Source organism: Thioalkalivibrio sp. ALE14, from assembly GCF_000376845.1.
Taxonomy (GTDB): domain Bacteria; phylum Pseudomonadota; class Gammaproteobacteria; order Ectothiorhodospirales; family Ectothiorhodospiraceae; genus Thioalkalivibrio.
Genome location: NZ_AQXY01000025.1, coordinates 38,639 through 59,637 on the forward strand (window position 1 = coordinate 38,639; position 20,999 = coordinate 59,637).

The 20,999-nt window shown below is 65.9% G+C and carries 20 protein-coding genes and 2 pseudogenes; 4 read left to right on the forward strand and 18 right to left on the reverse strand.

Annotated elements, in window-relative coordinates:
• Positions 1–61: 61 nt before the first annotated feature.
• Positions 62–679: a class I SAM-dependent methyltransferase gene (locus tag F572_RS0105270; protein WP_017941185.1), complete on the forward strand. Its 618-nt coding sequence runs from the start codon at positions 62–64 to the stop codon at positions 677–679.
• A gap of 30 nt (positions 680–709) precedes the next feature.
• On the opposite strand, the gene F572_RS0105275 is transcribed toward F572_RS0105270, so the two are convergent.
• The 3 genes from F572_RS0105275 to F572_RS0105285 form a co-directional block, all read right to left on the reverse strand.
• A complete protein-coding gene (locus tag F572_RS0105275; protein WP_026142927.1) occupies positions 710–982 on the reverse strand; it encodes a hypothetical protein in 273 nt (90 codons plus the stop codon).
• Between the two features lie 181 nt (positions 983–1,163).
• Positions 1,164–2,798 carry a methyl-accepting chemotaxis protein gene (locus F572_RS0105280; protein ID WP_017941183.1) on the reverse strand — a complete coding sequence of 545 codons (1,635 nt, stop codon included), beginning with the start codon at positions 2,796–2,798 and terminating at the stop codon, positions 1,164–1,166.
• 161 nt (positions 2,799–2,959) lie between these two features.
• On the reverse strand, positions 2,960–3,577 hold the full coding sequence (locus F572_RS0105285; RefSeq protein WP_017941182.1) for a hypothetical protein: 618 nt from the start codon (positions 3,575–3,577) through the stop codon (positions 2,960–2,962).
• A gap of 434 nt (positions 3,578–4,011) precedes the next feature.
• Between F572_RS0105285 and F572_RS0105290 the strand changes: the two genes are divergently transcribed.
• A complete protein-coding gene (locus F572_RS0105290) occupies positions 4,012–4,434 on the forward strand; it encodes a rhodanese-like domain-containing protein (protein WP_017941181.1) in 423 nt (140 codons plus the stop codon).
• 135 nt (positions 4,435–4,569) lie between these two features.
• Here the strand turns inward: F572_RS0105290 and F572_RS0105295 are convergent, their stop codons facing one another.
• Together F572_RS0105295 and F572_RS0105300 are read right to left on the reverse strand one after the other, a co-directional pair.
• Positions 4,570–5,049 carry a cupin domain-containing protein gene (locus tag F572_RS0105295; RefSeq protein WP_017941180.1) on the reverse strand — a complete coding sequence of 160 codons (480 nt, stop codon included), beginning with the start codon at positions 5,047–5,049 and terminating at the stop codon, positions 4,570–4,572.
• Between the two features lie 606 nt (positions 5,050–5,655).
• Positions 5,656–6,237, reverse strand: a complete 582-nt coding sequence (locus tag F572_RS0105300; protein WP_017941179.1) for an OsmC family protein — start codon at positions 6,235–6,237, stop codon at positions 5,656–5,658.
• A gap of 134 nt (positions 6,238–6,371) precedes the next feature.
• Here F572_RS0105300 and F572_RS0105305 point away from each other — a divergent pair, with 134 nt between their 5' ends.
• Positions 6,372–7,427 (forward strand): GlxA family transcriptional regulator, encoded by a 1,056-nt coding sequence (locus F572_RS0105305; RefSeq protein WP_017941178.1) that lies wholly within the window; start codon positions 6,372–6,374, stop codon positions 7,425–7,427.
• 227 nt (positions 7,428–7,654) lie between these two features.
• On the opposite strand, the gene F572_RS0105310 is transcribed toward F572_RS0105305, so the two are convergent.
• From F572_RS0105310 to F572_RS0105320, 3 genes are all read right to left on the reverse strand, one after another.
• Complete coding sequence (locus tag F572_RS0105310; RefSeq protein ID WP_017941177.1) at positions 7,655–8,746, reverse strand: SEL1-like repeat protein; 1,092 nt, start codon at positions 8,744–8,746, stop codon at positions 7,655–7,657.
• A gap of 293 nt (positions 8,747–9,039) precedes the next feature.
• A complete protein-coding gene (locus tag F572_RS0105315; RefSeq protein ID WP_017940334.1) occupies positions 9,040–9,357 on the reverse strand; it encodes a HigA family addiction module antitoxin in 318 nt (105 codons plus the stop codon).
• Complete coding sequence (locus F572_RS0105320; RefSeq protein ID WP_026142854.1) at positions 9,357–9,635, reverse strand: type II toxin-antitoxin system RelE/ParE family toxin; 279 nt, start codon at positions 9,633–9,635, stop codon at positions 9,357–9,359. Before F572_RS0105320 ends, F572_RS0105315 begins: the two co-directional genes overlap by 1 nt.
• Before the next feature lie 80 nt (positions 9,636–9,715).
• On the opposite strand from F572_RS0105320, the pseudogene F572_RS0105325 reads away from it, so the two are divergent.
• Positions 9,716–9,940, forward strand: a pseudogene (locus F572_RS0105325) (FCSD flavin-binding domain-containing protein); the annotation flags it as partial.
• A gap of 141 nt (positions 9,941–10,081) precedes the next feature.
• Here F572_RS0105325 and F572_RS15115 read toward each other — a convergent pair.
• The 10 genes and pseudogenes from F572_RS15115 to F572_RS0105370 all read right to left on the reverse strand — a co-directional run.
• Positions 10,082–10,285 (reverse strand): annotated as a pseudogene (locus F572_RS15115) (hypothetical protein); the annotation flags it as partial.
• Between the two features lie 466 nt (positions 10,286–10,751).
• Positions 10,752–10,976 carry a retron Se72 family effector protein gene (locus F572_RS15120; protein WP_017940506.1) on the reverse strand — a complete coding sequence of 75 codons (225 nt, stop codon included), beginning with the start codon at positions 10,974–10,976 and terminating at the stop codon, positions 10,752–10,754.
• A gap of 2 nt (positions 10,977–10,978) precedes the next feature.
• On the reverse strand, positions 10,979–12,175 hold the full coding sequence (locus F572_RS15640) for a reverse transcriptase family protein (protein ID WP_155983848.1): 1,197 nt from the start codon (positions 12,173–12,175) through the stop codon (positions 10,979–10,981).
• Positions 12,176–12,853: 678 nt separating this feature from the next.
• The gene (gene modC / locus F572_RS0105340; protein ID WP_026142874.1) at positions 12,854–13,960 is read right to left on the reverse strand and encodes a molybdenum ABC transporter ATP-binding protein; all 1,107 of its coding nucleotides are present in this window, start codon (positions 13,958–13,960) and stop codon (positions 12,854–12,856) included.
• Complete coding sequence (modB, locus tag F572_RS0105345; protein WP_017940510.1) at positions 13,957–14,649, reverse strand: molybdate ABC transporter permease subunit; 693 nt, start codon at positions 14,647–14,649, stop codon at positions 13,957–13,959. Before modB ends, modC begins: the two co-directional genes overlap by 4 nt.
• A 6-nt stretch (positions 14,650–14,655) precedes the next feature.
• Positions 14,656–15,435, reverse strand: coding sequence for a molybdate ABC transporter substrate-binding protein (modA, locus tag F572_RS0105350; RefSeq protein WP_017940511.1), 780 nt, complete (start codon positions 15,433–15,435; stop codon positions 14,656–14,658).
• A gap of 250 nt (positions 15,436–15,685) precedes the next feature.
• Positions 15,686–16,072, reverse strand: a complete 387-nt coding sequence (locus tag F572_RS0105355) for a winged helix-turn-helix domain-containing protein (protein WP_017940512.1) — start codon at positions 16,070–16,072, stop codon at positions 15,686–15,688.
• Positions 16,073–16,256: 184 nt separating this feature from the next.
• A complete protein-coding gene (gene acs / locus F572_RS0105360) occupies positions 16,257–18,215 on the reverse strand; it encodes an acetate--CoA ligase (RefSeq protein ID WP_017940513.1) in 1,959 nt (652 codons plus the stop codon).
• Between the two features lie 113 nt (positions 18,216–18,328).
• Positions 18,329–18,940 (reverse strand): 3'-5' exonuclease, encoded by a 612-nt coding sequence (locus tag F572_RS0105365; RefSeq protein WP_017940514.1) that lies wholly within the window; start codon positions 18,938–18,940, stop codon positions 18,329–18,331.
• A 125-nt stretch (positions 18,941–19,065) separates the two neighbouring features.
• The gene (locus F572_RS0105370; protein WP_017940515.1) at positions 19,066–20,892 is read right to left on the reverse strand and encodes a putative nucleotidyltransferase substrate binding domain-containing protein; all 1,827 of its coding nucleotides are present in this window, start codon (positions 20,890–20,892) and stop codon (positions 19,066–19,068) included.
• Between the last annotated feature and the right edge of the window lie 107 nt (positions 20,893–20,999).

A 20,999-nucleotide genomic window follows, 5' to 3' on the forward strand; every position in this document is an offset into this window, starting at 1 on the left:
GCAGCGCCCGCGGCTGGTAAGCTGCGGCGGCCATCGAGATACGCCTTCAAAGGGAGCCTGCATGAGCGCCAAACCGCATTGGGAACATGTCTATCAGACCCGCGCCACCGACGCGGTGGGCTGGTATCAGGCCGAAGCGCGGACATCGCGGGCACTGATCGAGGCCATTGCGCCGGATCACGATGCGGCTATTGTGGATGTCGGGGGCGGTGCCTCGGTCCTGGTGGACGAGCTGCTGGAGGACGGGTATTGCAACCTGACGGTGCTCGATTGGTCCGCGGCGGCCCTGGCGAGGGCACGGGAGCGAGTCGGCGCGAACGCCGGGACCGTCGTCTGGCAGGAAGCGGACGTGCTGGAGCACGCGTTCCCGGAGGCCGGGTTCGATGTGTGGCACGACCGGGCGGTCTTCCACTTTCTGATCGACGCGGATGCGCGCGCCCGGTACGTGCGGCAGATGCGGCATGCCCTGTGCCCGGGTGGGCATGTGGTGATCGGCACTTTCGCGCCCGACGGCCCGGAAACGTGTTCCGGCCTGCCGGTCCAGCGCCACTCACCGGATACGCTCCAGGACGCGTTTGGCCCGGAGTTTGTGGGGGTCCAGTCGCAGCGGGAGGTGCACGTGACCCCGGGGGAGACCGAGCAGCCGTTCAACTGGTGCGTGTTCCGCAAGGACGCCTGACTCGGCGTTCGGCGCATTGGCGCGCGCCGCTCAGCGGCCTTTGGCCTCCGCGGCGTACGCTCTGGCCCGGGTCCGGATCTCCTCGAAGAACAGTGCCTCCCACCGGGTGTTGCGTTCATCCCGTGACAGTGTCCCAGTGTCCTGTTGCTCGCGCTCGAGGCGCGCGTCCGCCGCGGCCTCGGCCTCATCCAGAATCTGCTTGAAGCCCTCCCGCGCCGCGGCCGCCTTCGGATCGATCCCTTGGCGCTGCAGGACATCGGCCAGCAACGCCCCGCCTTTTTTCCATTTCGACCACAGCCTCATGCGATCCCTCTCCCGCAAACACGAATCGACGTACCCGCGCGGCCCCGCCTGCGAGCAAGACCCGTACCCGTGATGATGTCGTTCTGCCAAGGGAGTCGAACCACTCTCCACGAGCGAAAGCCGCCGGGGTCGGCCGGGTTGGGGCCGGTCCCGGCAGTTTCTGGCAGCCTTTATGTCGGGCTCAGCCGATGCGGTAGGTGGAGGCCAGGTCGCGTACCCGCGAGGCGATGTCGGCGACCTCCTGGCTGGCGGTCGCGGTCTGGCGGGAGCCATTGGCGGTATCGCCGGTGATGTCGTTGATCGCGTAGATGTTGCGGTTGATCTCCTCGGCCACCGCGTTCTGCTCTTCCGCCGCGCTGGCGATCTGCGTGGTCATGTCGCTGATCCGGCCGACGGCCTGGACAATGGATTCCAGCGCCTGGCCGGCGCGTTCGGCGTCGTTGCTGGTGGCCTCGGCCATCTCGCGCCCGCGGCCCATCGCGGTGACGGCGTCGCGGGTGCCTGCCTGCAGCGCCTCGATCATCGCCTGGATATCGGCGGTGGAGTCCTGGGTGCGCGAGGCGAGGGTGCGCACCTCGTCCGCCACCACGGCAAAGCCACGGCCCTGTTCGCCGGCGCGGGCGGCCTCGATCGCCGCGTTCAGGGCGAGCAGGTTGGTCTGCTCGGCGATCCCGCGGATCACGTCCAGCACGGTGCCGATCTGCTGGCCTTTCTCGTCCAGTTTGCGCACGGTCTCCTCGATGGTGGCGACCTCGCCCGACAGGCGCCCGATGTCGCTGACCACCGTGCGCACGACTTCGCCACCGGCGCGGGATTCCTGGTCGGCTTCCTGGCTGGAGGAGGCGGCATCGGAGGCATTGCGCGCGACCTCCTGCACCGTTGCCGCCATCTCGTTCATCGCGGTCGAGACCTGTTCGGTCTGCGAGCGCTGCTGGTCGATGTTGCCGTCGGTCTGGGCGCTTACAGCCGACAGCTGTTCGGCGGCCGAGGCCATCTGGTCCGTGAGGGTGCGCAGCTCGCGGATGGAGTCCTGGAACTGGTCGAGCATGCCGTTCAGCGCATTCGCGGTCGCACCGATCTCGTCGTTGCCGCTGACCTTTACCCGGCGCGACAGATCGTGGTTTTCGGCGATCTGGCCGAGGGTCTCGCGCATGTGTGCGATCGGGAGCGCCACGGAGCGGTACGTCCATACCCCGGTGATCACAACCCCGATCAGGACGAGCAGCATCAGGGCACCGCTGCGCACCAGGACCTGGGTGTAGAACTCCGACACCCGTTCCGCTTCGGCGCCGGCAACGTTGATCTGCAGGTCGACCAGCTCGGTGATCTGGTCGCTGATCGGGTCGATGCTGTCATACAGCGGGCCGTTGAACGCATCGAGTTCGCCCTGCACATCGCCGGACATCCCGCTTAGCGCCGCCTCCAGACGGTCCAGGTCCTGATTGGCCGCGCGGAACAGGGAGCGGGCTCCATCGGCGAGCTCCTGCTCGCGGGGCGTCAACGTGGTGGCCAGGTAGGCGTCCCAGATCTCGGCAATCTCCGCGCGCGCCTCGCGCACGTTGGCCAGCGCGTCTTCGGCCGTCATCCGTCCGGCATCCGCCTTGTTCACCGCATCAATGACCAGTACCGCGTAGTTGTCCGCGATGGTCTTCAGCTGCTGCAGGGGCACGACCCGGTCGTGATAGATGTTCTGCACGCCGTCCTCGATATTGGCCGTACCACGGGCGGCCAGGGCCGCGAGCAGCAACAGGGCAGCCACCGGCACCACGATGGTGATGACCAGTTTGGATCGAACGGAGAGCGAGCGGATATTCATGGGCAGTCCTTTTGTTGCCGCGAATGGGCGAGCCTGATGGATCCGGCTGGTGGCACTTTAAACGGCCTGGCGCGGAAAACCTTGAGGCACATCAACCGTCCCGAGGCCGTTCGGGGTGGGGTCCCCCCGTCCGTCGGGCGTCCACGGGTGCCTGGTGCGCGCTACTTTGCGCTGCGGGAGGCGAGGGTTTCGCGAATGCGCCGAACGTCGCGCACATACTCCAGCATCGCCGTCATGGCATCCGCGAAGAGATAGGCCCCGAGCAGGGCCATCCCGGCCGCGAACAGCCCGGCAAGGGGCCAGAGGATGGCCAGTAGCACGGCCAGTGTCCAGCTCGCTGGTTCGATCAGTTCGCTGTCCAGGTCCAGCGCCGCCACGGCATTGCTCGCGAGGGGCTCGACACTCGCCAGGGAGATGACCGCCAGCGCCAGCGAGGACAGCACGAAGCCGATGGCCAGCACCTCGCCAATGAGCCGGGTACAGACCACCACGCAGGTAATGGCCGGGTAGTCCCGTGTTTCCAGCGCCCCCAGAGCCCGGCCCCTTCGCCACAGCAGCACGGTCCAGGCCACGATCGCAATGGCGAAGAGGCCCTGCAGCAACAGCAGGGCAAGGGTCGGCCACGGCACTTCTGGCGTCTCCAGCGCCAGCACCCAGAAGGCCACTGATGCCAGCAAGCCGCCCAGAGCCGTCAGGAAGGCGAATGCGCGCAGCCCCCATGCTGCCAGCCGTTGCAGAGGCAGTACCCCCGCGCTCCCGCCGGTTCGTTCGTCGCTCACGCCCGCCTCCCTGTCGTCCGCCTGTGCCGACGATAGTGCCCGAAATCAGGCCTTGTCGGGTTGCGCAGGGCCGCCGGAAGGGCAAACGGGACGCCATCGTGCCTGAATGGCGTGGCTGCACCGCTCCACTCGGATCTTTCTGTCTGTGGGAGGGGACGCCGTAGATGCACGCCGCGGCGCCCGTAGTGCTTGCCCCCGAAGTAACGTACCGCACAGGACCCCAACAGCGCGGGTGGCACCGTGGAGTTCGCTGGCCGAAGGTGAAGACCCGTGGCATCGCTCCAGGCCCGCCGCCACCTGGAGTGGCGGTTCCCTGACCAGCCCGCTGGCCAATTGTCTGGCGCGGGGCCAGTGGCTACCGTGATGCCCTACGGACAAGAACCCGGCGCCCGGATGCCTGGCCACGGGGAAAGACTCGACGCAAAGGAGCGCTCATGGCAGATGATGCGAACACCCCGCAGCTGGAGATCAGCGTGAACTCGGCGCGGGAACTGGTGGATATCGGCCTGGCCGTGCTGCTGGATATCCGTCAGCCCTTCGAGCTGGAGCTGGAAGGGCAGGTAGAAGGCGCCATCCCCGTCCCCCTGTTTCGCCTGAAACAGTTGCTGGGGCGGGGCCTGTCGGAGGAAGAGCAGGAATTGCTGGATGCCGACGAGCCGGATGACCGGGATTTCCAGCACTTCATCTCCCTGATCAATCGCTACCACGTCACCCAGGACCAGATCCTGCTGTGCCTGTGCAACAGCGGCCGCCGCAGCCTGCGCGCCGCCGAACTCCTGCGGGATCTCGGGTATACCCGCTGCCTTTCCGTCCGCGAGGGATTCCGCGAGTGGCCCCGCAATGCAGACGCCGATTAGGGCACGTACTCGCCTCGCTGACGGCAATGCGCCGAGACCCGGCGCATTGCGCAAAGGCTTGCCATTCTGCCCGCCCGTGGGGACGAGCCCGGAGCGTCAAGCCCGGGTGCCAGGGAAAGAAGGGATCGGCTGCCTTCAGTGACCGTGTGTCTCGTGTGCGTCCACCGGTTCTTCGAACGCGATGAACAGGATGCAGTCCTCGTCCGAGATGCAGTGGGTGGTGTGCGCCAGGCGTGGCGGGCCGTAGGCGTAGGTCCCCGGCCGGAGCACCACCGGTTCCTGGTCGTCGTAGTCCACCTGCATCTCGCCCTGAACCAGCACCATGCGTTCGGCGCTGGTGTGCCAGTGGTGGGGCGCGGTGCTGTTGCCGGGCAGCCGGAAGAACACATCGGCGTTGGGTTCGGCCGGGTCGCCCTGGAGGATGGCCAGGCGGCAGTCGTCGGGCATGAAGGCCGGGCAGGGGTTCCATTCAAGATCCGGGGCGTCCGGCTCCCATATGAAGGCCTGGCCGTCGTCGGCCGCCATGCCCGCCAGGGGGATAGCCAGGGCAAGTGCGGCGGCGGTCGTGGCCAGGTGGCGAAGCGCTCCCGTGGGCCGGATCGAGTGGTCGTACATGATGCACCTCCGGTGGTCCATGGCTTGCGCGGCCGCCGGCCGGGCGTAGCCTTTTCTCTGGCATGGACCCCGCCACAGAGATTCGTGCGCGAGGCCTTTATCCAGGATTCTGGCTTGGCCCGGTCGGGGTCGCTTCCACAATCTTGCGGCGGGGGAGCGGATGTTGCGGTTACCACGTTGCCCCTTCGCTACTGCGGCAGTGGTTCCGTACGCGCGCACCGAAGGGGGCCGTACCGAAGGAGTCGGGCCATGCCTTTTGCCCGTCCCGTGTTGCGGGCACAAGAGCCAAGGTCTGCCCCCCGGCTGCCCGTGGGAGCCTGCTTGCAGGCGAAGCCCCTGCCCGTGCTGGACTGTAGCAGGGGCCAGGGCCTCAATGGGTTGGCATCAAGCGAAAGGCAAGGTTGGACCCGTTGATTCTGCGGATCGCGCCAGCCTCGAATAACGGTGGGGAATGAAGATGGGTGTCCCGTTCGCGCCTTCGCTTTAGCGCTGGACCCTCCCTGGTCCAGCCTCTGCCTTCGAGCAGACGGCGGCGTGTACCGCGGGCGCCGCCGTCGTATCACAACCGGGTCGCTTGCAAGGGGCGCGTTCACCCAGGCGCTGACGTCAGGCCGCCGACCGTCCGGCATGAGATACCCGCTCGATCCGGACGGGTACCGGTCGGCAAACCGTGTTGCAGACCGGCGAATGTTCCTGCGCAAACCCGAGCAGGTCGTCCAGTTCGTCCTCGCTGCAGTCCGCGTCGATCTGCATCTGGATGGTGATGTCCTGGTAGCCAGCAGGGACCTCGTCATTGAGCGCCAGGAGACCTTCCAGATTGATCATTCCTTTCAGCTCAGTCGAAAGCGAACGGATACGGATACCCCGGGCGGTGGCATGCAGCACGGTCGTCGTGGTGACGCATCCCGCCAGTGCATGGAGCAGGTATTCAACCGGGTTGGCGCCCTCGTTGTTGCCGAGTAGTACCGGCGGTTCGCCGTTGGTGAATTCCCACCCGGTACTCCGTGAGGTGTCTTCGGCACCTCCGCCATAGAAGTCCTTGATGGTCGATCGGTTCTCACCTCCGCTGATCCAGGTGTTGCGGGCGCGGAACTCGAACTGCGCGAGCTCGCGGTTGTCCTGCAGGGCCTGCACGGTCGTGGTCATCTGATCCACGTTCAGGCCGTTCATCGTGTTTTGCGTGTTCATGGCTGTGCTCCGCTTAAGAAGGGACCATTTCGCGCCATCGGATGGTGACGCAGCTTTAGGCTATAACCGGGGAATCGACCGCATAAGCGGCAGACGAGCCAGAAGCGTGGCGTTCGTGCCACCGGAGGACGCAGATGAGCCGCGCGGACATGCCTGTCGAGGTGCTGATCGTTGCCGTCCCCGAAACCGCTGGTTCCGCGCTGTACGGCATGGTGGACGTGCTGTCGGCGGCCGGGAATCTCTGGCAACGCCTTCGCCATGAGCCCGTCAGCCAGGCCGGGTTTCGGGTGCGCATCGTCGCCCGCGAACGCAAGCCTTTTCTGTGCGGAAACGACATTCCGGTACAGCCGCATTGCGCGATTCGCGACCAGCCGGAGGCCTCCATCGTGATCCTGCCCGAGCTATGGCTCGGCCCGGACGAATCCTTCCATGGTCGGTACCCGGAACTGATGCGCTGGGTTCGGGATTGTTACGAGGGCGGGAAATCCATCTACTCGGCCTGCTCCGGAACCATCATGCTGGCGGAAACGGGCCTCTTGGCCGGGTGTGCCGCCACCTCGCACTGGGGTTATCAGGACTTGTTCCGGCGCGACTATCCGGACGTACGATTCCTGCCCGAACCCAATCTGGTCCTGGCGGAGCCGTCAGGGCGGATCGTCAGCGCCGGGGGTACCACGTCCTGGCACGACCTGGCCTTGCATATCATCGCGCGCCATCTGGGCCCGGTGGAGGCCAATCGCATCGCCAAGGTGTATCTGCTCAAGTGGCACGATGAAGGCCAGGGGCCGTACACACCGCTGGTGCTGAAGTCCGACCATACCGACGCCCGAATGCGGCAGTGCGAGGACTGGCTGGGCCAGCATTTTGCCAAGCACTCCGCGATCCGCTTGCTGACCGAGGAATCGGGCCTTGCCGAACGCACCCTGAAGCGGCGTTTCAAGCAGGCCACCGGCGTATCCCTGGTGCATTACCTGCAGAACCTGCGTATCGAAAGGGCCAAACACCTGCTCGAGACTACGACGATGTCCATCGAGGAGATCAGCTTTGCTGTCGGATACGAGGATGTATCGTTTTTCCGTGAGCTGTTCCGGCGGCTGACGGGCACGACCCCGGGGCGTTATCGCAGGCTCTTCTTTGCCGGCACGGACCTGGATGCCCGGCAGGCCCATCCGGACAAGGCCGCGAGCTGAAGACTGGATAGGGTCAAGGCGGGTGTCCCCTTCACAGGCCGGCACCGTCATCGCGAGGCGTGCAACGCCGTGGCGATCGCTGACGGGATGGCCGGGCGCTGATCGAGGCGGACGTCCGGGGCGGCGTTTGGAGATGGCCACGGCCCCTGTGGGGCCTCGCCATGACGGGGCAGGGGGCGAGCTGGTCGGCCTCTGCTTGCTGCGCTTCGGCTGCCCGCGCTGGTGGACTAGCGCGAGCCCTCGGCCTTGCGCGCCTCGGCCTCGCGGCGTTGCTCCGGGGTGAGCTGCTGGTGGACGTAGTCGCGGGCCTCTGCGGCCGGCTTGTGGCCCTGATCGGCGGCGCGCGCGAACCAGACCCAGGCGCCGGGCAGGTCGGCCTCCACGCCACGGCCCTCGGCGAGCACGATGCCCATGTTGTACTGCGCCGGGGCCAGCCCCTGCCGCGCCGAGGCCAGGTACCAGGCGGCCGCGGCCGACTCGTCCTGAGCCACCCCAAGCCCCCGTTCCAGGAGGACGCCCAGGTTCGCCTGGGCCTGGGGATGGCCGGCTTCGGCCGCGGCGCGATACCAGTGGGCCGACGCCGTCAGGTCTTCCTGCGTGCCGTTGCCGTCGCGGCAGAGGTTGCCCAGGCGGGCGGCGGCGTCCGGGTCACCGGCCTCGGCGGCTTGCCGATACCAGTGGGCGGCCTTGGACATGTCCGTTGCTACGCCGTCGCCCTGTTCCAGGGCCAGGGCGAGGTTGAAGGCCGCGTCGCGGTGTCCCGCCTCGGCGGCCCGGGCGTAGTACTCGGCTGCCGCAGCCCGGTCGCGCGCGCACCCGCTGCCTTGCTGGTGCGCGACGCCGAGACTGTTCAGGGCGTCGGGGTCGCCGTGCTCCGCGGCGCGTTTCCACCACTGGATCGCCTCTTTGGCGGCCGCTTCACCGCCCCGGTTCAGCAGCAGCACTGCCAGATTGTTCTGCGCCACCACGTGCCCGGCCTCGGCCGCGCGGCCATACCAGTGTCGCGCCGTATCCGTATCCGCCGGGTCCGCCTTCTCGGCCATCACGCCCATGTTGAAGCTGGCATCGATCAGCCCCTGCTCCGCGGCCTGTGACCAGTACTCGCGCGCACGCCCCGCGTCCGCCTCCACCCCCAGTCCCTCGGCATAGAGGATGCCCATACCCAGCTGCGCCCAGGCCCATCCGGCCTCCGCGCGGGCCTCCCAGATCTCCCGGGCCGCCTGGTAGTCGCCCCGTTCGAAAGCGGCAAAACCGTCCTGGTCGGCGCCGCTCGGGCATTTTGGGTTCGCGGGGTTGTCGGGCTGGGTAGACGCGTTCATGAAAGCAGCACTCGGTGGGGGACACCGCCCGAGGATACAACCCCGGAAGCCCATCGCAAGGCTTACGCAGGACCATCCGTCAGGTTGGCCGTAAAAGTCCTTGGCGGCCCATTTTTAGCCCAAAAATGGCTGTTTAAGGCCGTATGAGGCGCTTGGTGTGGCTCTTACCGCACTATGTTCAGTGGTTTACCGAGGTCCGACCCCGTAACGCCCGCACGAATCAGTGTAGTCCTCACAGCCCAGGGTAGCCGTCGAAATCGAGACGGAAGATGGGTGTCCCCTTCGCTTGCCCGCTACGCGGCTGGCTGCCCGTTTTCTCTGTGCCCATCGAACCGCATCTTTTGCACGGCGTCCAGCTTCACGCTCTTCCGTGCGCACCAGAGGTCGTGCTGGTCCTGCATGGCCAGCCAGCTTTCCGGCGAACGGCCGAGCGTTTTGGAAAGACGCAGTGCCATCTCGGGGCTGACTCCGCTTCGTCCGTGCAGGACGCGCCCCAGGGTGGAAGGCGACACATCGAGCTTGCTGGCAAGCTGGCGGGCACTCAGTCCAAACGGCTCCAGGTAGACCTCGCGAATGAACTCGCCCGGGTGCGGAGGGTTGTGCATGGTCATCAGTGGTAATCCTCGTAGTCCAGGATATGGACATTCCCGTCATGGAATTCGAAGGTCAGGCGCCAGTTGCCGCTGACCCGGATGCTCCAGCGATCCTGTGCGGTGCCCTTGAGTCGGTGCAGGTGGAACCCGGGGATATCCATGTCTTCGATCGTGGACGCGGTATCCAGGGCGGCCAGTTGCATCCTCAGACGTCCTGCATGTCGAGGTTGGATGCCACTAACGCTGCCCGACTCGTAGAAGCGGCGCAGTCCCTTGTGCCGAAACGACTTGATCATGTCTTGAGTGTAGCGGATTGCGCAATACGCAACACCTGGCGCACGAACCCAGCATCGAAGAAAGTGGGTGTCCACTACTCGAGGAGCCCCTGGAGCCATCTTCGGCCAGCACCTGCTACGGTCTGATCACGCCGGACTACGGCGTCAGCATCGCCGCCGTGTACCAGTACCAAGACGGCGCCCAGGCGGCCGTCGAAGGCTCCGGTGACGTCAGTCCGCTGGGCCAGTCCTCGACCTTCCGCCGCCAGGAGGCCGAACACACCCGCGCCTGGTACGCCGGCATCACTCAGGACATTTGGGGCTAGGCCCCGGCCTTCTCCCTGCCACTTCGATCGGCGCCTCCGGGCGCCGAGTTCGTTTCCGGGCAGGTCCGAAGAAAGTGGGTGTCCCGTACTAATGCAGTGGTACGGAGGCAAAAGGCAAGGTTTGACCCCCGTGACCTGTCTCGCGTCCGCCTCCACCCCCAGTCCCTCGGCATAGAGGATGCCCATACCCAGCTGCGCCCAGGCCCATCCGGCCTCCGCGCGGGCCTCCCAGATCTCCCGGGCCGCCTGGTAGTCGCCCCGTTCGAAAGCGGCAAAACCGTCCTGGTCGGCGCCGCTCGGGCATTTGGGGTTCGCGGGGTTGTCGGGCTGGGTAGACGCGTTCATGAAAGCAGCACTCGGTGGGGGACACCGCCCGAGGATACAACCCCGGAAGCCCATCGCAAGGCTTACGCAGGACCATCCGTCAGGCTAGCCGCGAAAATCCTTGGCGGCCCGTTTTTCCCGAAAATTGGCTGTTTAGGGCCGTATGAGGCGCTTGGTTTGGCTCTTACCGCCCTATGTTCAGTGCCTTACCGGGGTCCGACCCCTTCAAGGCCTACCTGCGGCAGTCGTCGTCACCGGAAAGGGAGATGGCTGCCCCCTTCGTCCCGAAATCTTGGAGGCCCTTTTCCGTCCAAAAATGGGCCGTATAAGCCCCTCTAGAGGCCCGAACGACGAAACTAGACCTTAGCGTTCAACGGCGGCGTATCAAGGTCCGACCCCGTAATGCTCCGGGCGCAAAAATAAATCTGTCCCCTTTTTGGTTTCTCTACTCGACGTTAGCATGATTAGGGCGCGGACCCAGACGAACCTAGGAGCGCGGAGCCCCGACTTTTCTAACTCGTCGGGCCTTGGGGCCCTTTGGTGCGTGTTCTACTAAAAATTCGACTTGGTCTCCAGGTGATACGAGCTTGTCATCTCCTTCGATATCTGCGTAAAACACAAATACGTCCTTTCCTTTTTCGCGCCTAATAAAGCCAAACCCCTTAAGTGGGTCAAAGGTTTTGATCTCTCCGAACTCTGACTGATCGCCCATATCTATTTTATTTCCCAGTAGTCTTTTATCGTGGGTTTATTCGGGTAAGCGGCGACAACTTGACGCCGGAGTGATCGCGCAAGCCGCTTGTCAGTTCTGGATAAAAGGCCCACCTTGTGGATAGCTCTGTTTACCCTCAGGATATGCCCAATGCGGTCCGTGTTTCTTCTGCTCTTGTTTGCGAGCTTTTTGCACTCAAGGATCAGATTATCTTTTTCTTGGTCGCCGATCTGGGGGAGTATTTTTCGCATTCGGGCGCGAAGTGGTTGGGCTTGGCTGTGTCCAAGTCGTTTAAGCTTGGCGATCTTTCCTGATGCTTGGTTCCACATTGAATGGTATTCAGGTGACGCGGGGTCAGTTGTGAATCGATTCTCACAGTCGTGCACCATTTTTCGGATCGCTCTCCGTTCGTGGCGGGGGACTTTTGGAACGGAGTGTTTAGCCCACAGTCCTGTGACGATGTAATCAGAGTCTCTCTGGTGGACTCTGTCGACACGTGTCTTTTTGTTGTTGAGTTTCAATCCATGTTTTTTGCACATCGCTGCAACCGACCGAATGATTTCGGTGGTCTTGGCGGGCGTCAGCTGTTTTGGGCTTGAAATAGTTATGTCGTCCAGCAGCCGTGTGTACGCGATCGCCTGCCGCTCAAATGAGGCCGCGAGTTGATATTCGGCGTTAAAAAATATGAGATTCGCTAAGTAAGATGAGGTGCACGCCCCTTGTGGCAGGCGGTGATGCCGTACGCAAAGCGTGGTAAGGAGGTCGGAGACGGGTTCGGGAAACCGCAGTAGGTAGCGGAAAATATCATATACGTTCTGGCGCCGTATGTTCGGGTAGAAGTTCTTTATGTCGAGCTTAATGATGGTGGACGCACCCGCATGTGCGGACGCGTTCGAGACATAGTCTCGGGGCTCTTCGAGGTCGCGAATGCCGCCCATAAGGTAAAGTGGGTACTCCACTTTCTCCAAAATGGTACGATTGATTCGTTTTTGTATTTTCTTGAGTGTGAACTTGGGTTCAGAAACGTTTCGTTCTTTCCCGGAAGGTGTGGTGATGGTGAAGTCTGTGTAAGAATCATCTGTCCGGTTGGCGATGTCGGTCAGAATCTTAGGGTGAACGCCGAGCATCCTGGCGAGCGTTTCTACCGAGCCGATGGGCTTGTAAGGGTAATGCGGTTTTTTCGCGGATTTCTGAGGCATGAAAAATAAAAAAGCTAGGAGTCGATCATTACAATAGCAGGTGCGAAGACCATACTGTAAGTTTTATGATCAGAAGTAGGAAAGCCGTAATACCGGTCAATCCGCCCTTCTTGCCTGATCCAACCTGCGTTTCGGAATCGTGGCTCTCTCGAGCGGTACGTTCCGCGCTATCTGTGTCCTCTTGTCGAAAAAGGACGGTCACTGACACATGCACGATTGCTCGTTTCATTTGTTACTCCTTATGTTTTTGGCTAAACGACGGATTTCGTTTAGCGCCAGACCAAACATTCAGAGCATCGGGAATTGGTGTATTGGAATCAGGCAGACTCCGTAGCATGTGCGCCAGACAAGAGTCGCCCCTCATTGCGTAGCACGGCGTGCGGCGCGGGTGGGGGGTCCTGTTGGCCGGTCATGATCCCGCAAGGGGATCGCCTAGGGCGTCGTTTTCCCGAGGGTCGAAACGGCATGTGTCAGTGTTGTCAAAGAGCGAAGCAGCTTGGCGGTGTCACCAAGTGTGGTCATCTTCGCACAGGATCCCCTGCAATGGGAAGGGGTGCTTGCGGATTAGTGAGGGCGTGGTGTTCAGCTGGGCTGACTGGTCGCTCCCGCTGAAGGGTTGGAAGGGCATGGGATTCCTGTACGGTTTCGAAGCGTAGCTCGCGTCATTGTCATGCGGCGTTAATCGAGAAGGGCTATAGATTTGACGAGCGCATGCACACGAATGCCGGGGCGGAGACCGAGGCGCTCGGTAGATAACTGCGTCAACTCCGCCATTAACGTCTGCCCATCGTCCTGCCGGCAAACGGCGAGCACACGAGCGGGTCCGTGATGCCCAGGCGCCTCATCCAGCGACTCAATGGTGACGGGGATGATATTGAGGATGGAGACGTCCTGGGGCGGGGACAGGGCGATGGAGACGTCGCGGGCGTCGATGCGCAGGCGGGCCGGGCGGCCGGCGCCGTTGGCGGCGCCGGGGGTGGACGGTACGCGGTAGCGGGCCTCGGGCGGGCCGAACGGGTGCAGGCCGTGGGCGTCGGCCGGGCCCAGTTCGCCTTGCAGGACGGAGACGGCGCCTTCGTCGCGGAACAGCGGGGAGTCGGCGCGGGCGAGGGCGTCGCGCAGGGGTTCCAGGCGTTCGAGCTGGCCGTCGTGCATGAAGGCGACGCGGTGGGCCAGGCGTTCGACTTCTTCCGGGGCGTGGGTCACCAGCAGCGTGGGGATGCCGGTTTTGTCCGACAGGCGGGCGAGGAAGGGCATGATCTCGCGCTTGGTCTGGGTGTCCAGGGCGTTCAGGGGTTCGTCGAGCAGCAGCTGGTCGGGGCTGGTGAGCAGGGCGCGGCCGAGGGCGACGCGCTGGCGCTGGCCGCCGGAGAGCTGGTCGGCGCGGCGCCCCAGCAGTTCGGTGATGCCGAGCAGGTCGGCGACCTCGTCCAGGTGCAGGCGGCGCAGGGGTTCCGGCGTGCGTTTGTAACCATAGAGCAGGTTGCCGCGCACGGAGAGGTGCGGGAGCAGGGTGGATTCCTGGAACACCAGGCCGACGCGGCGGCGGTGCAGCGGGACGAAGGTCTTGCCGGACTGCCAGGCGGTGTCGCCGAAGTGCAGCTCGGCGCCGGGTGGGTGTTCCAGGCCGGCGATGATGCGCAACAGCGTGGTCTTGCCGCAGCCGGAGCGGCCGAACAGGGCGGTCACGCCGTCCAGCGGGAAGGCGGTGTCCACGTCCAGGGTGAAGCCTGCGCGCTCCAGCCGCGCCTTGATCCGCAGGGTCTCGGTCATGGGGCCTGTCACAGGCGCACCGTGTCGAAGCGGCGGTTGATCGCGTAGACGATGAACAGGACGGCGAAGGCGAAGATCAGCAGGCCCAGCGACAGGCGGTGGGCGGAGGCGAAGTCCATCGCCTCGGCGTGGTCGTAGATCAGGATGGATAGTACCTGGGTCTCGCCGGGGATGGCGCCGCCGAGCATCAGGATCACGCCGAACTCGCCGAGGGTGTGGGCGAAGGCGAGCGTGGCGGCGACGATGAAGCCGCCGCGCGACATCGGCAGGATCACGGTGAAGAAGCGGTCCATGCGCCCCGCGCCCAGCGAGCCGGCGATCTCGGTCGGCCGGCGGCCGAGGTTGGCGAAGGCCTGCTGCAGCGGCTGCACCGCGAACGGCAGCGAGTAGATCACCGAGGCGATCAGGATGCCCTCGAAGGTGAAGGCCAGGTGGTGGAGCCCCAGGTTTTCCAGGGTGGCGCCCACCGGACCCGCCGGGCCCAGCAGCACCAGCAGGTAGAAGCCGAGCACGGTGGGGGGCAGCACCAGCGGCAGGGCGACCAGTGCCTGCACCGCGGTGCGTACGCCGCCGGGGGCACGGCCATTGGCCAGCCACCAGGCAATGGGCGTGGCGATCACCAGCAGGATCAGCGTGGTGTACAGCGCGAGCTTGAGGGTAACCTCGATCGCCATCCAGTCCGTGGGGCTCAGCTCAAACATGTCGGGTTACGGGGTGGCGTTGTCGGGCAGCTCTTCGCCGGGCATCACGAAGCCGTAGCGGCGCATGATGTCGCGGGCGGTGTCGCCGTTCATGTAGTCGGCGAAGCGGTGTGCGGTCGCGTTGTGCTCGCCACGTCGGGTGATGATGAAGCCCTGGGTCAGCGGTTCGTGCAAGGCGTCGTCGATCAGGTGGTGCGGGTGCTCGGCGAGATCGGGGAACTCGGCCAGCGACAGCGCGATGATGCCGATCTCGGCACCGCCGGCCTGCACCATCCGTGCGGTCTGGGCGATGTTGTCGCCGTTGACGATCTTCGGCTGCAGGTCGTCCCAGACGCCCACGGACTGGAGCGCCTCCATCGCGCGCACGCCGTAGGGCGCGTGGGTGGGCGAGGCGATGGCGACGCGGCGGATGTCGTCGCGCAGCAGGTCTTCCAGCGTCATCGTGGAGGCATCCATGCGGTTGCTCCACAGCACGATGCGGCCGATGGCGTAGACCTCCGGTTCGGTGGCCGCGTGGCCCTCGGCACGCAGCTTCTGCGGGTAGGCGATGTCGGCGGAGAAGAAGACGTCGTAGGGAGCGCCGTTCATGATCTGCGTGGTCATGCGGCCGGAGGAGCCGTAGGTGACGCGTACCGCGTCGTCCGGGTGTACCTCGCGGTAGGCGTCCAGGATCTCGTCCAGTGCGAAGCGCAGGTCCGAGGCGGCGGCAATGGTCAGCGGGCCGTTGGCGGCGGCCAGGCCGGGCAGCAGGAGGAGCAGGATCAGGAGGAGGGCGCGCAGGTGCATCGTTTGGGGTGTTCCCTGTGGCTGGGTTTTGGTGGGCTCGGGTGGTTCCGTTGGGGATTACTCGCTGCGCTCGCCCTTCGGGCCGGCCTTTGGCCGTTCAACGCAGCTTCGCTGCTTTTGTGCTTCGTCGCGGTGCTCCTCGCAGTGACGAGCACTTTTTTGCGCTGTGCGATTCGTTATATTTCAGTTTGCATATCGACTGGCGCAATGATGCGGGGCCGGGGGATGGCCGTCAAGGCTCGGGTGGTGGTTACGGCTTGTGGTCTTCGGCGAGGAAGTCGGCGAAGGCGTGCAGTTCGTCGCGCAGGGCCTCGCAGGCCTGGCGTTCCATGTCGCGGTAGCGGGCCAGGACCGTCTCGCCGAATTCGGTGACCTGTGCGCCCCCGCCGCCGGAGCCGCCCTTGGCCGTGGCCACCACCGGTTCGCGGAAGCTCTGGTTCATGGTCTCGACCAGGTCCCAGGCGCGGCGGTAGGACATGCCCACACTGCGCGCGGCCGCGGAGATCGAGCCTTTGTCGCGGATCGCCTCTAGCAGCATGGCCTTGCCCGGGCCCATGGCCGTGACCTCGCCCAGCAACACGCGCAGGCGCGGGGCCTGGGGCGGGTCCTTGGGATTGTCGGAATGGTGGGTGCTCATGCGTGGGATGGCCTGGGGTTTACGTATAGTGGTGCGAGGAAGGGCACGTGATGACGAATGATACCCCCGAATTGTAGGAGCCCAGCCTCTGGGCGATGGGGTGCTGGACAGGCCCGATCGCCCAGAGGCTGGGCTCCTACGGTGGGGACGAGGAAGGCCGGGGTGCGATACCCCGGCCTCCGGTTCAGGCCTTGCCCTGGAGCTGCGGGATCACGGCTTCGTTTTCCAGCGTGGAGGTGTCGGAGGTGATCTCCTCGCCCTTGGCAATGGAGCGCAACAGGCGGCGCATGATCTTGCCGGAGCGGGTCTTGGGCAGGCCGTCGGCAAAGCGGATGTCGTCCGGCTTGGCGATCGGGCCGATCTGGTCGGCGACCCAGTTGCGCAGTTCCTTGACCATCTCCTCGGCCTCCTCGCCGGTCAGGCGGTCGCCCTGCAGGATCACGAACGCCACGATGGCCTCGCCCTTTACGTCGTGCGGGCGGCCGACTACGGCGGCCTCGGCCACCTCCTTGTGCGCGACCAGGGCGGATTCGACCTCCATGGTGCCCAGGCGGTGGCCGGAGACGTTCAGCACATCGTCGATGCGGCCCATGATCCAGAAGTTGCCTTCGGAGTCACGGCGCGCGGAGTCGCCGGCCAGGTAGTACTTGCCACCGAACTTGGGCCAGTAGGTGTCCTTGTAGCGCTGGTCATCGCCCCAGACGGTGCGCAGCATGTGCGGCCACGGCTTCTTGATGACCAGGTAGCCGCCCTGGTCGGCGCCCAGGCTCTTGCCGTCCTCGTCCACCACGTCCGCGGCGACGCCGGGCAGGGCCTGGGTGCAGGAGCCGGGGACCAGGGTGGTCGCGCCCGGGATCGGGGCGATCATGTTGGCGCCGGTCTCGGTCTGCCACCAGGTGTCGACGATCGGGCAGCGTTCCTGGCCGACCGTGGTGTAGTACCACATCCAGGCCTCGGGGTTGATCGGCTCGCCCACGGTGCCCAGCAGGCGCAGTTTGGACAGGTCGTACTGCTTGGGCAGGTCCGGGCCGGCCTTCATCAGCGCGCGGATCGCGGTGGGGGCGGTGTAGAACACGGTCACGCCGTGGTCCTGGCACATCTTCCACCAGCGCCCCGCGTCGGGGACGGTCGGGGTGCCTTCGTAGACCACCTGGGTGGCACCCACGGCCAGCGGGCCATAGGCGACATAGGTGTGGCCGGTGATCCAGCCGACATCCGCGGTACACCAGTAGACGTCGTCGCCCTGCAGGTCGAACACCCACTGGTTGGTGACGATCGCGCCCAGCAGGTAGCCGGCGCTGGAGTGCTGGATGCCCTTGGGTTTGCCGGTGGAGCCGGAGGTGTAGAGCAGGAACAGCGGGTGCTCGGATTCCACCCACTCGGGCTCGCAGTCGACGGATTCGCCATCCACCGCGTCTTCCCACCAGACGTCGCGGCCATCCTGCATGGTCACGTCGTTGCCGGCGCGCTTGCACACCACGACCTTCTCGACATCGCCCGGGTTGGAGTCCAGGGCCTTGTCGACGTTGGCCTTCAGCCCCACGACCTTGCCGCCGCGCTCGCCGCCGTCGGCGGTGATGACGACCTTGGCGCCGGAATCCACCACGCGGTCACGCAGGGCGTCCGCGGAGAAGCCGCCGAATACCACCGAGTGGATCGCGCCGATGCGGGCGCAGGCCTGCATGGCGATCACGGCCTCGGCGTTCATTGGCATGTAGATGATGACGCGGTCGCCCTTCTCCACGCCCATGCCCTTGAGGGCGTTGGCGAGCTTGCCGACCTCGTTGTAGAGATCGCGGTAGGTGAGGTGGCGGCTGTCACCGTTCTCCGCCTCGAAGATCAGCGCGGTCTTGTTGCCGCGCACCTCCAGGTGGCGGTCGATGCAGTTGTAGGACACGTTCATGCGCCCGTCGGCGAACCACTTGTAGTGCGGTGCGTTCGACTCGTCGAGGCCTTCGGTGAACTCGGTCTGCCAGTCGATCTGCTCGCGCGCGAGATCGCACCAGAAGCCCTCGTAGTCGGCCTCGGCCTTCTGGTGCAGGGCCTCCAGATCGGCCGGCTTCAGGCGCGCGTTTTCGGTGAATTCCGCCGGCGGCGCAAAGTGGCGCGTCTCGGTGAGGGTGGACTCGATGTTGTCACTCATCAGGGCCTCCAGATCGATTGTTTATACAGAGTTCGGGAGTGGCCAACCGCCAGCCCCATCCGGGTTTGTTTGGTGGGTGCGAGGATAGCATGCGAACCGCCCGCTGGCCGCGCTTACCAGAGCCACGCGGGGCGGAACAGCACCCGCCCCAGGGGCAGTTGTCCGTCCGGCGATTGCCGGCTCAGCAGGGCGGCGAACAGCTCGCCCGCGGCGATGGCATCGAACAGCGCGTCGTGCGCGCGATACGCCGGCAGGTTGTAGCGCGCCCGCAGGGTGTGCAGGCGCAGTCCGTGGGCCGGGATCGGCTGTCCGGCGCGCCGCAGGGCCGTTTCCGCCAGGCGCAGGGTGTCCACGATCGCCAGCGGGGGGCGGATGCCGTAGAGCCGCTGGCAGGCCTGTTCCAGGAAGCCGATCTCCAGCGCCGCGTGGTGCGCGACCATCACGCGCCCGGCGAGCGCCCGGAACAGGGCGTCCAGGGCCTCGTCAAGCGGTACCCCAGTGGCAGCGTGCTGATCGGTGATGCGGTGGATCACGGCGCTGGCCTCTGGTACCGGCCCTTCGGCGCGCACCAGGCGGTGGTCCGCGGTGGCCAGGTCGATCCGCGTCCCGTCCATCGCGACCCAGCCCATGCTCAGGATGCGGTCCTGCTCCGGATCGAGCCCGGTGGTCTCCAGGTCCACCGCGAGAAAGCGACTGGCGGCCACCGGCTGACCGGCCGGCGCCATGGGGGCTTCGAGGAACGCGCGCAACGCGCCCGGCGGGGCGCTGCGCGCGGCGCGCCGCCGGGCGTGGCAGAAGCGCCAGTGGCCGGGCGGGCGGAGCCATTCGGCAGCAGGCACGGGGCAGACCATCAGAGGGCCGTCTTGCGGGCGTCGTTCACCAGGCGGAAGGCCGTTTTCAGGTGACTGCGCTCCAGGGTGGACAGGCCGGCCGGGTCCAGCGCGTTGTCCGGGGACTGGCCCTTGCGGATCTGGCGGGCCTGGTGGCGGGCGCGCAGGTTCGCGATGTACAGCCAGGCATCGACCAGGTTGTCGGCCGTGGTGTCGTTGATGACGCCGGATCGGGCTGCCGCGCGCAGCCGTTCCACCGTGCCGCGCGCCTCGCTGCCGGCGTGCAGGGCAAAGACCCGGGCCATGGCCACGATCGGCAGCAGGCCGCGCATTTTCAGGTCCAGGGTGTCGGCGTGCTCGCCGCTGTCCTCCAGTACGAACTGGCGGAAGAAGCCGAGCGGCGCCGGGAGGTCGCGCGCCTGGCCCGCCAGGGCGTTCAGCAGGGCTTCGTGCCGGGCCCCGGTCTCCAGCGCGCGCTGGCGCAGCGGTTCGAACAACGCGGCATCCCCGTGGATCACGCGCATGTCGAGGTAGTGGGTGGCCAGCATGGCATCGCGCGGGGCGGGGTGCTGCAGTACGCGGTCCATCTCGCGCGCCCAGTCGGCGGCGGGGCGGCGCCAGTCCGGATGGGTGGGATCGACATCGCCGGGGCAGGCGCGGATGCCGCAGGCGTCGAGGCCGGCCGTCACTTTTTGCGCCAGCGCCGCGAACCAGTCGTCGGCGCCTTCCGGCGCGTCGTCGGCAATGATGAGTGCGGTGTCCTGGTCGGTGAACACGGTCTGTTCGTGGCGCCCCTGACTGCCGCTGGCCAGCCAGGCGTAGGCGCAGGGTGGCGAACCCTGGTCGCGTTCGCAGATTTCGATCAGGCGCTGGGTAAGGGTGTCGATCACGGTGGTGATGGTCTGCGTGATCTGCATGGCGTCGGCGCCGGAGTCCACGAGCTGGACTTGCAGTCGCGGCAGGGCCTGCATGATGTCCTTGAGGTCGGCGAGATCGTCGGCCCGACGCAGGTCGCGCACCAGGTAGATCGCGCTGGTGCCCTGATGCCGGATCAGATCGGTGCTGGAGAGGATACCGGCCAGGCTCCCGTCGGCCTCGTGGACCACCGGGAGGTGGTGGATGTCGTGGCGCGCCATGCGCAGCAACGCCTCGAAGGCGGGTGTGCCGCGGTGCACGGTGGTCAGCGGATGGGCCATGGACCGGGACGCGGGCTGCTCGGGGTCGACCCCGTTCGCGATCGCGCGGCGCAGGTCGGTGTCGGTGAGGATCCCGCAGGGTTCGCCCGGCCGGTCCGGGGTGTGCAGCAGCAGCGCGGAGATATCCGACCGGTCCATCAGGCGCGCGGCCTCGCGCAGGCTGAGGGTGCTCGCGGCCAGCACCGGGTTGGAGGTCATCAGGGCGCGCACCGGCGTGGTCAGCAGCCGGTTGTGGTCCGGGGCTTCGTGTGCCCCGTGTTCGCTAGCCAGAGGCCTTGGGGCATCATCGGCCAGGAACTGGGCAATGGCCCCGTCGCGGGCGGCGAGTTCCCGCACGCGGTCCAGGGGCAGGTGGTAGACCAGGGCGTCTTCCGTGACCGGCCCGAGGGACTGTTCCGGGGCGGCGGGGATGTGCACCAGATCGCCTTCGCCCAGCCGGTCGCGCAGGGTGTCGTGTACGTCGCGGATCTCCAGCGTGCCGGTGCGCACGATCCACAGTCCGGGTTCGGTATCCGGCGGAAAACGGCTGCCCTCGCGCAGGTAGCGCAGGGTGAGCTGGCGCACGAAGGCGTCCCGGCTGGCCGCGGGCAGCGGGGCCAGATCGGGGCAGCGATCGAGAAACTCGCGGATCTCTTCGAGTTCGCCGTTCATGCCGGGGTCCGTGCGAGTGTGCAGGGTCTCCAGGAGAGACGTGGAGTCATGTACGCGTTCGTGTTCGAAGGGTGGGGCAACCGGCAATCGACCGGTACGGGGGCGAT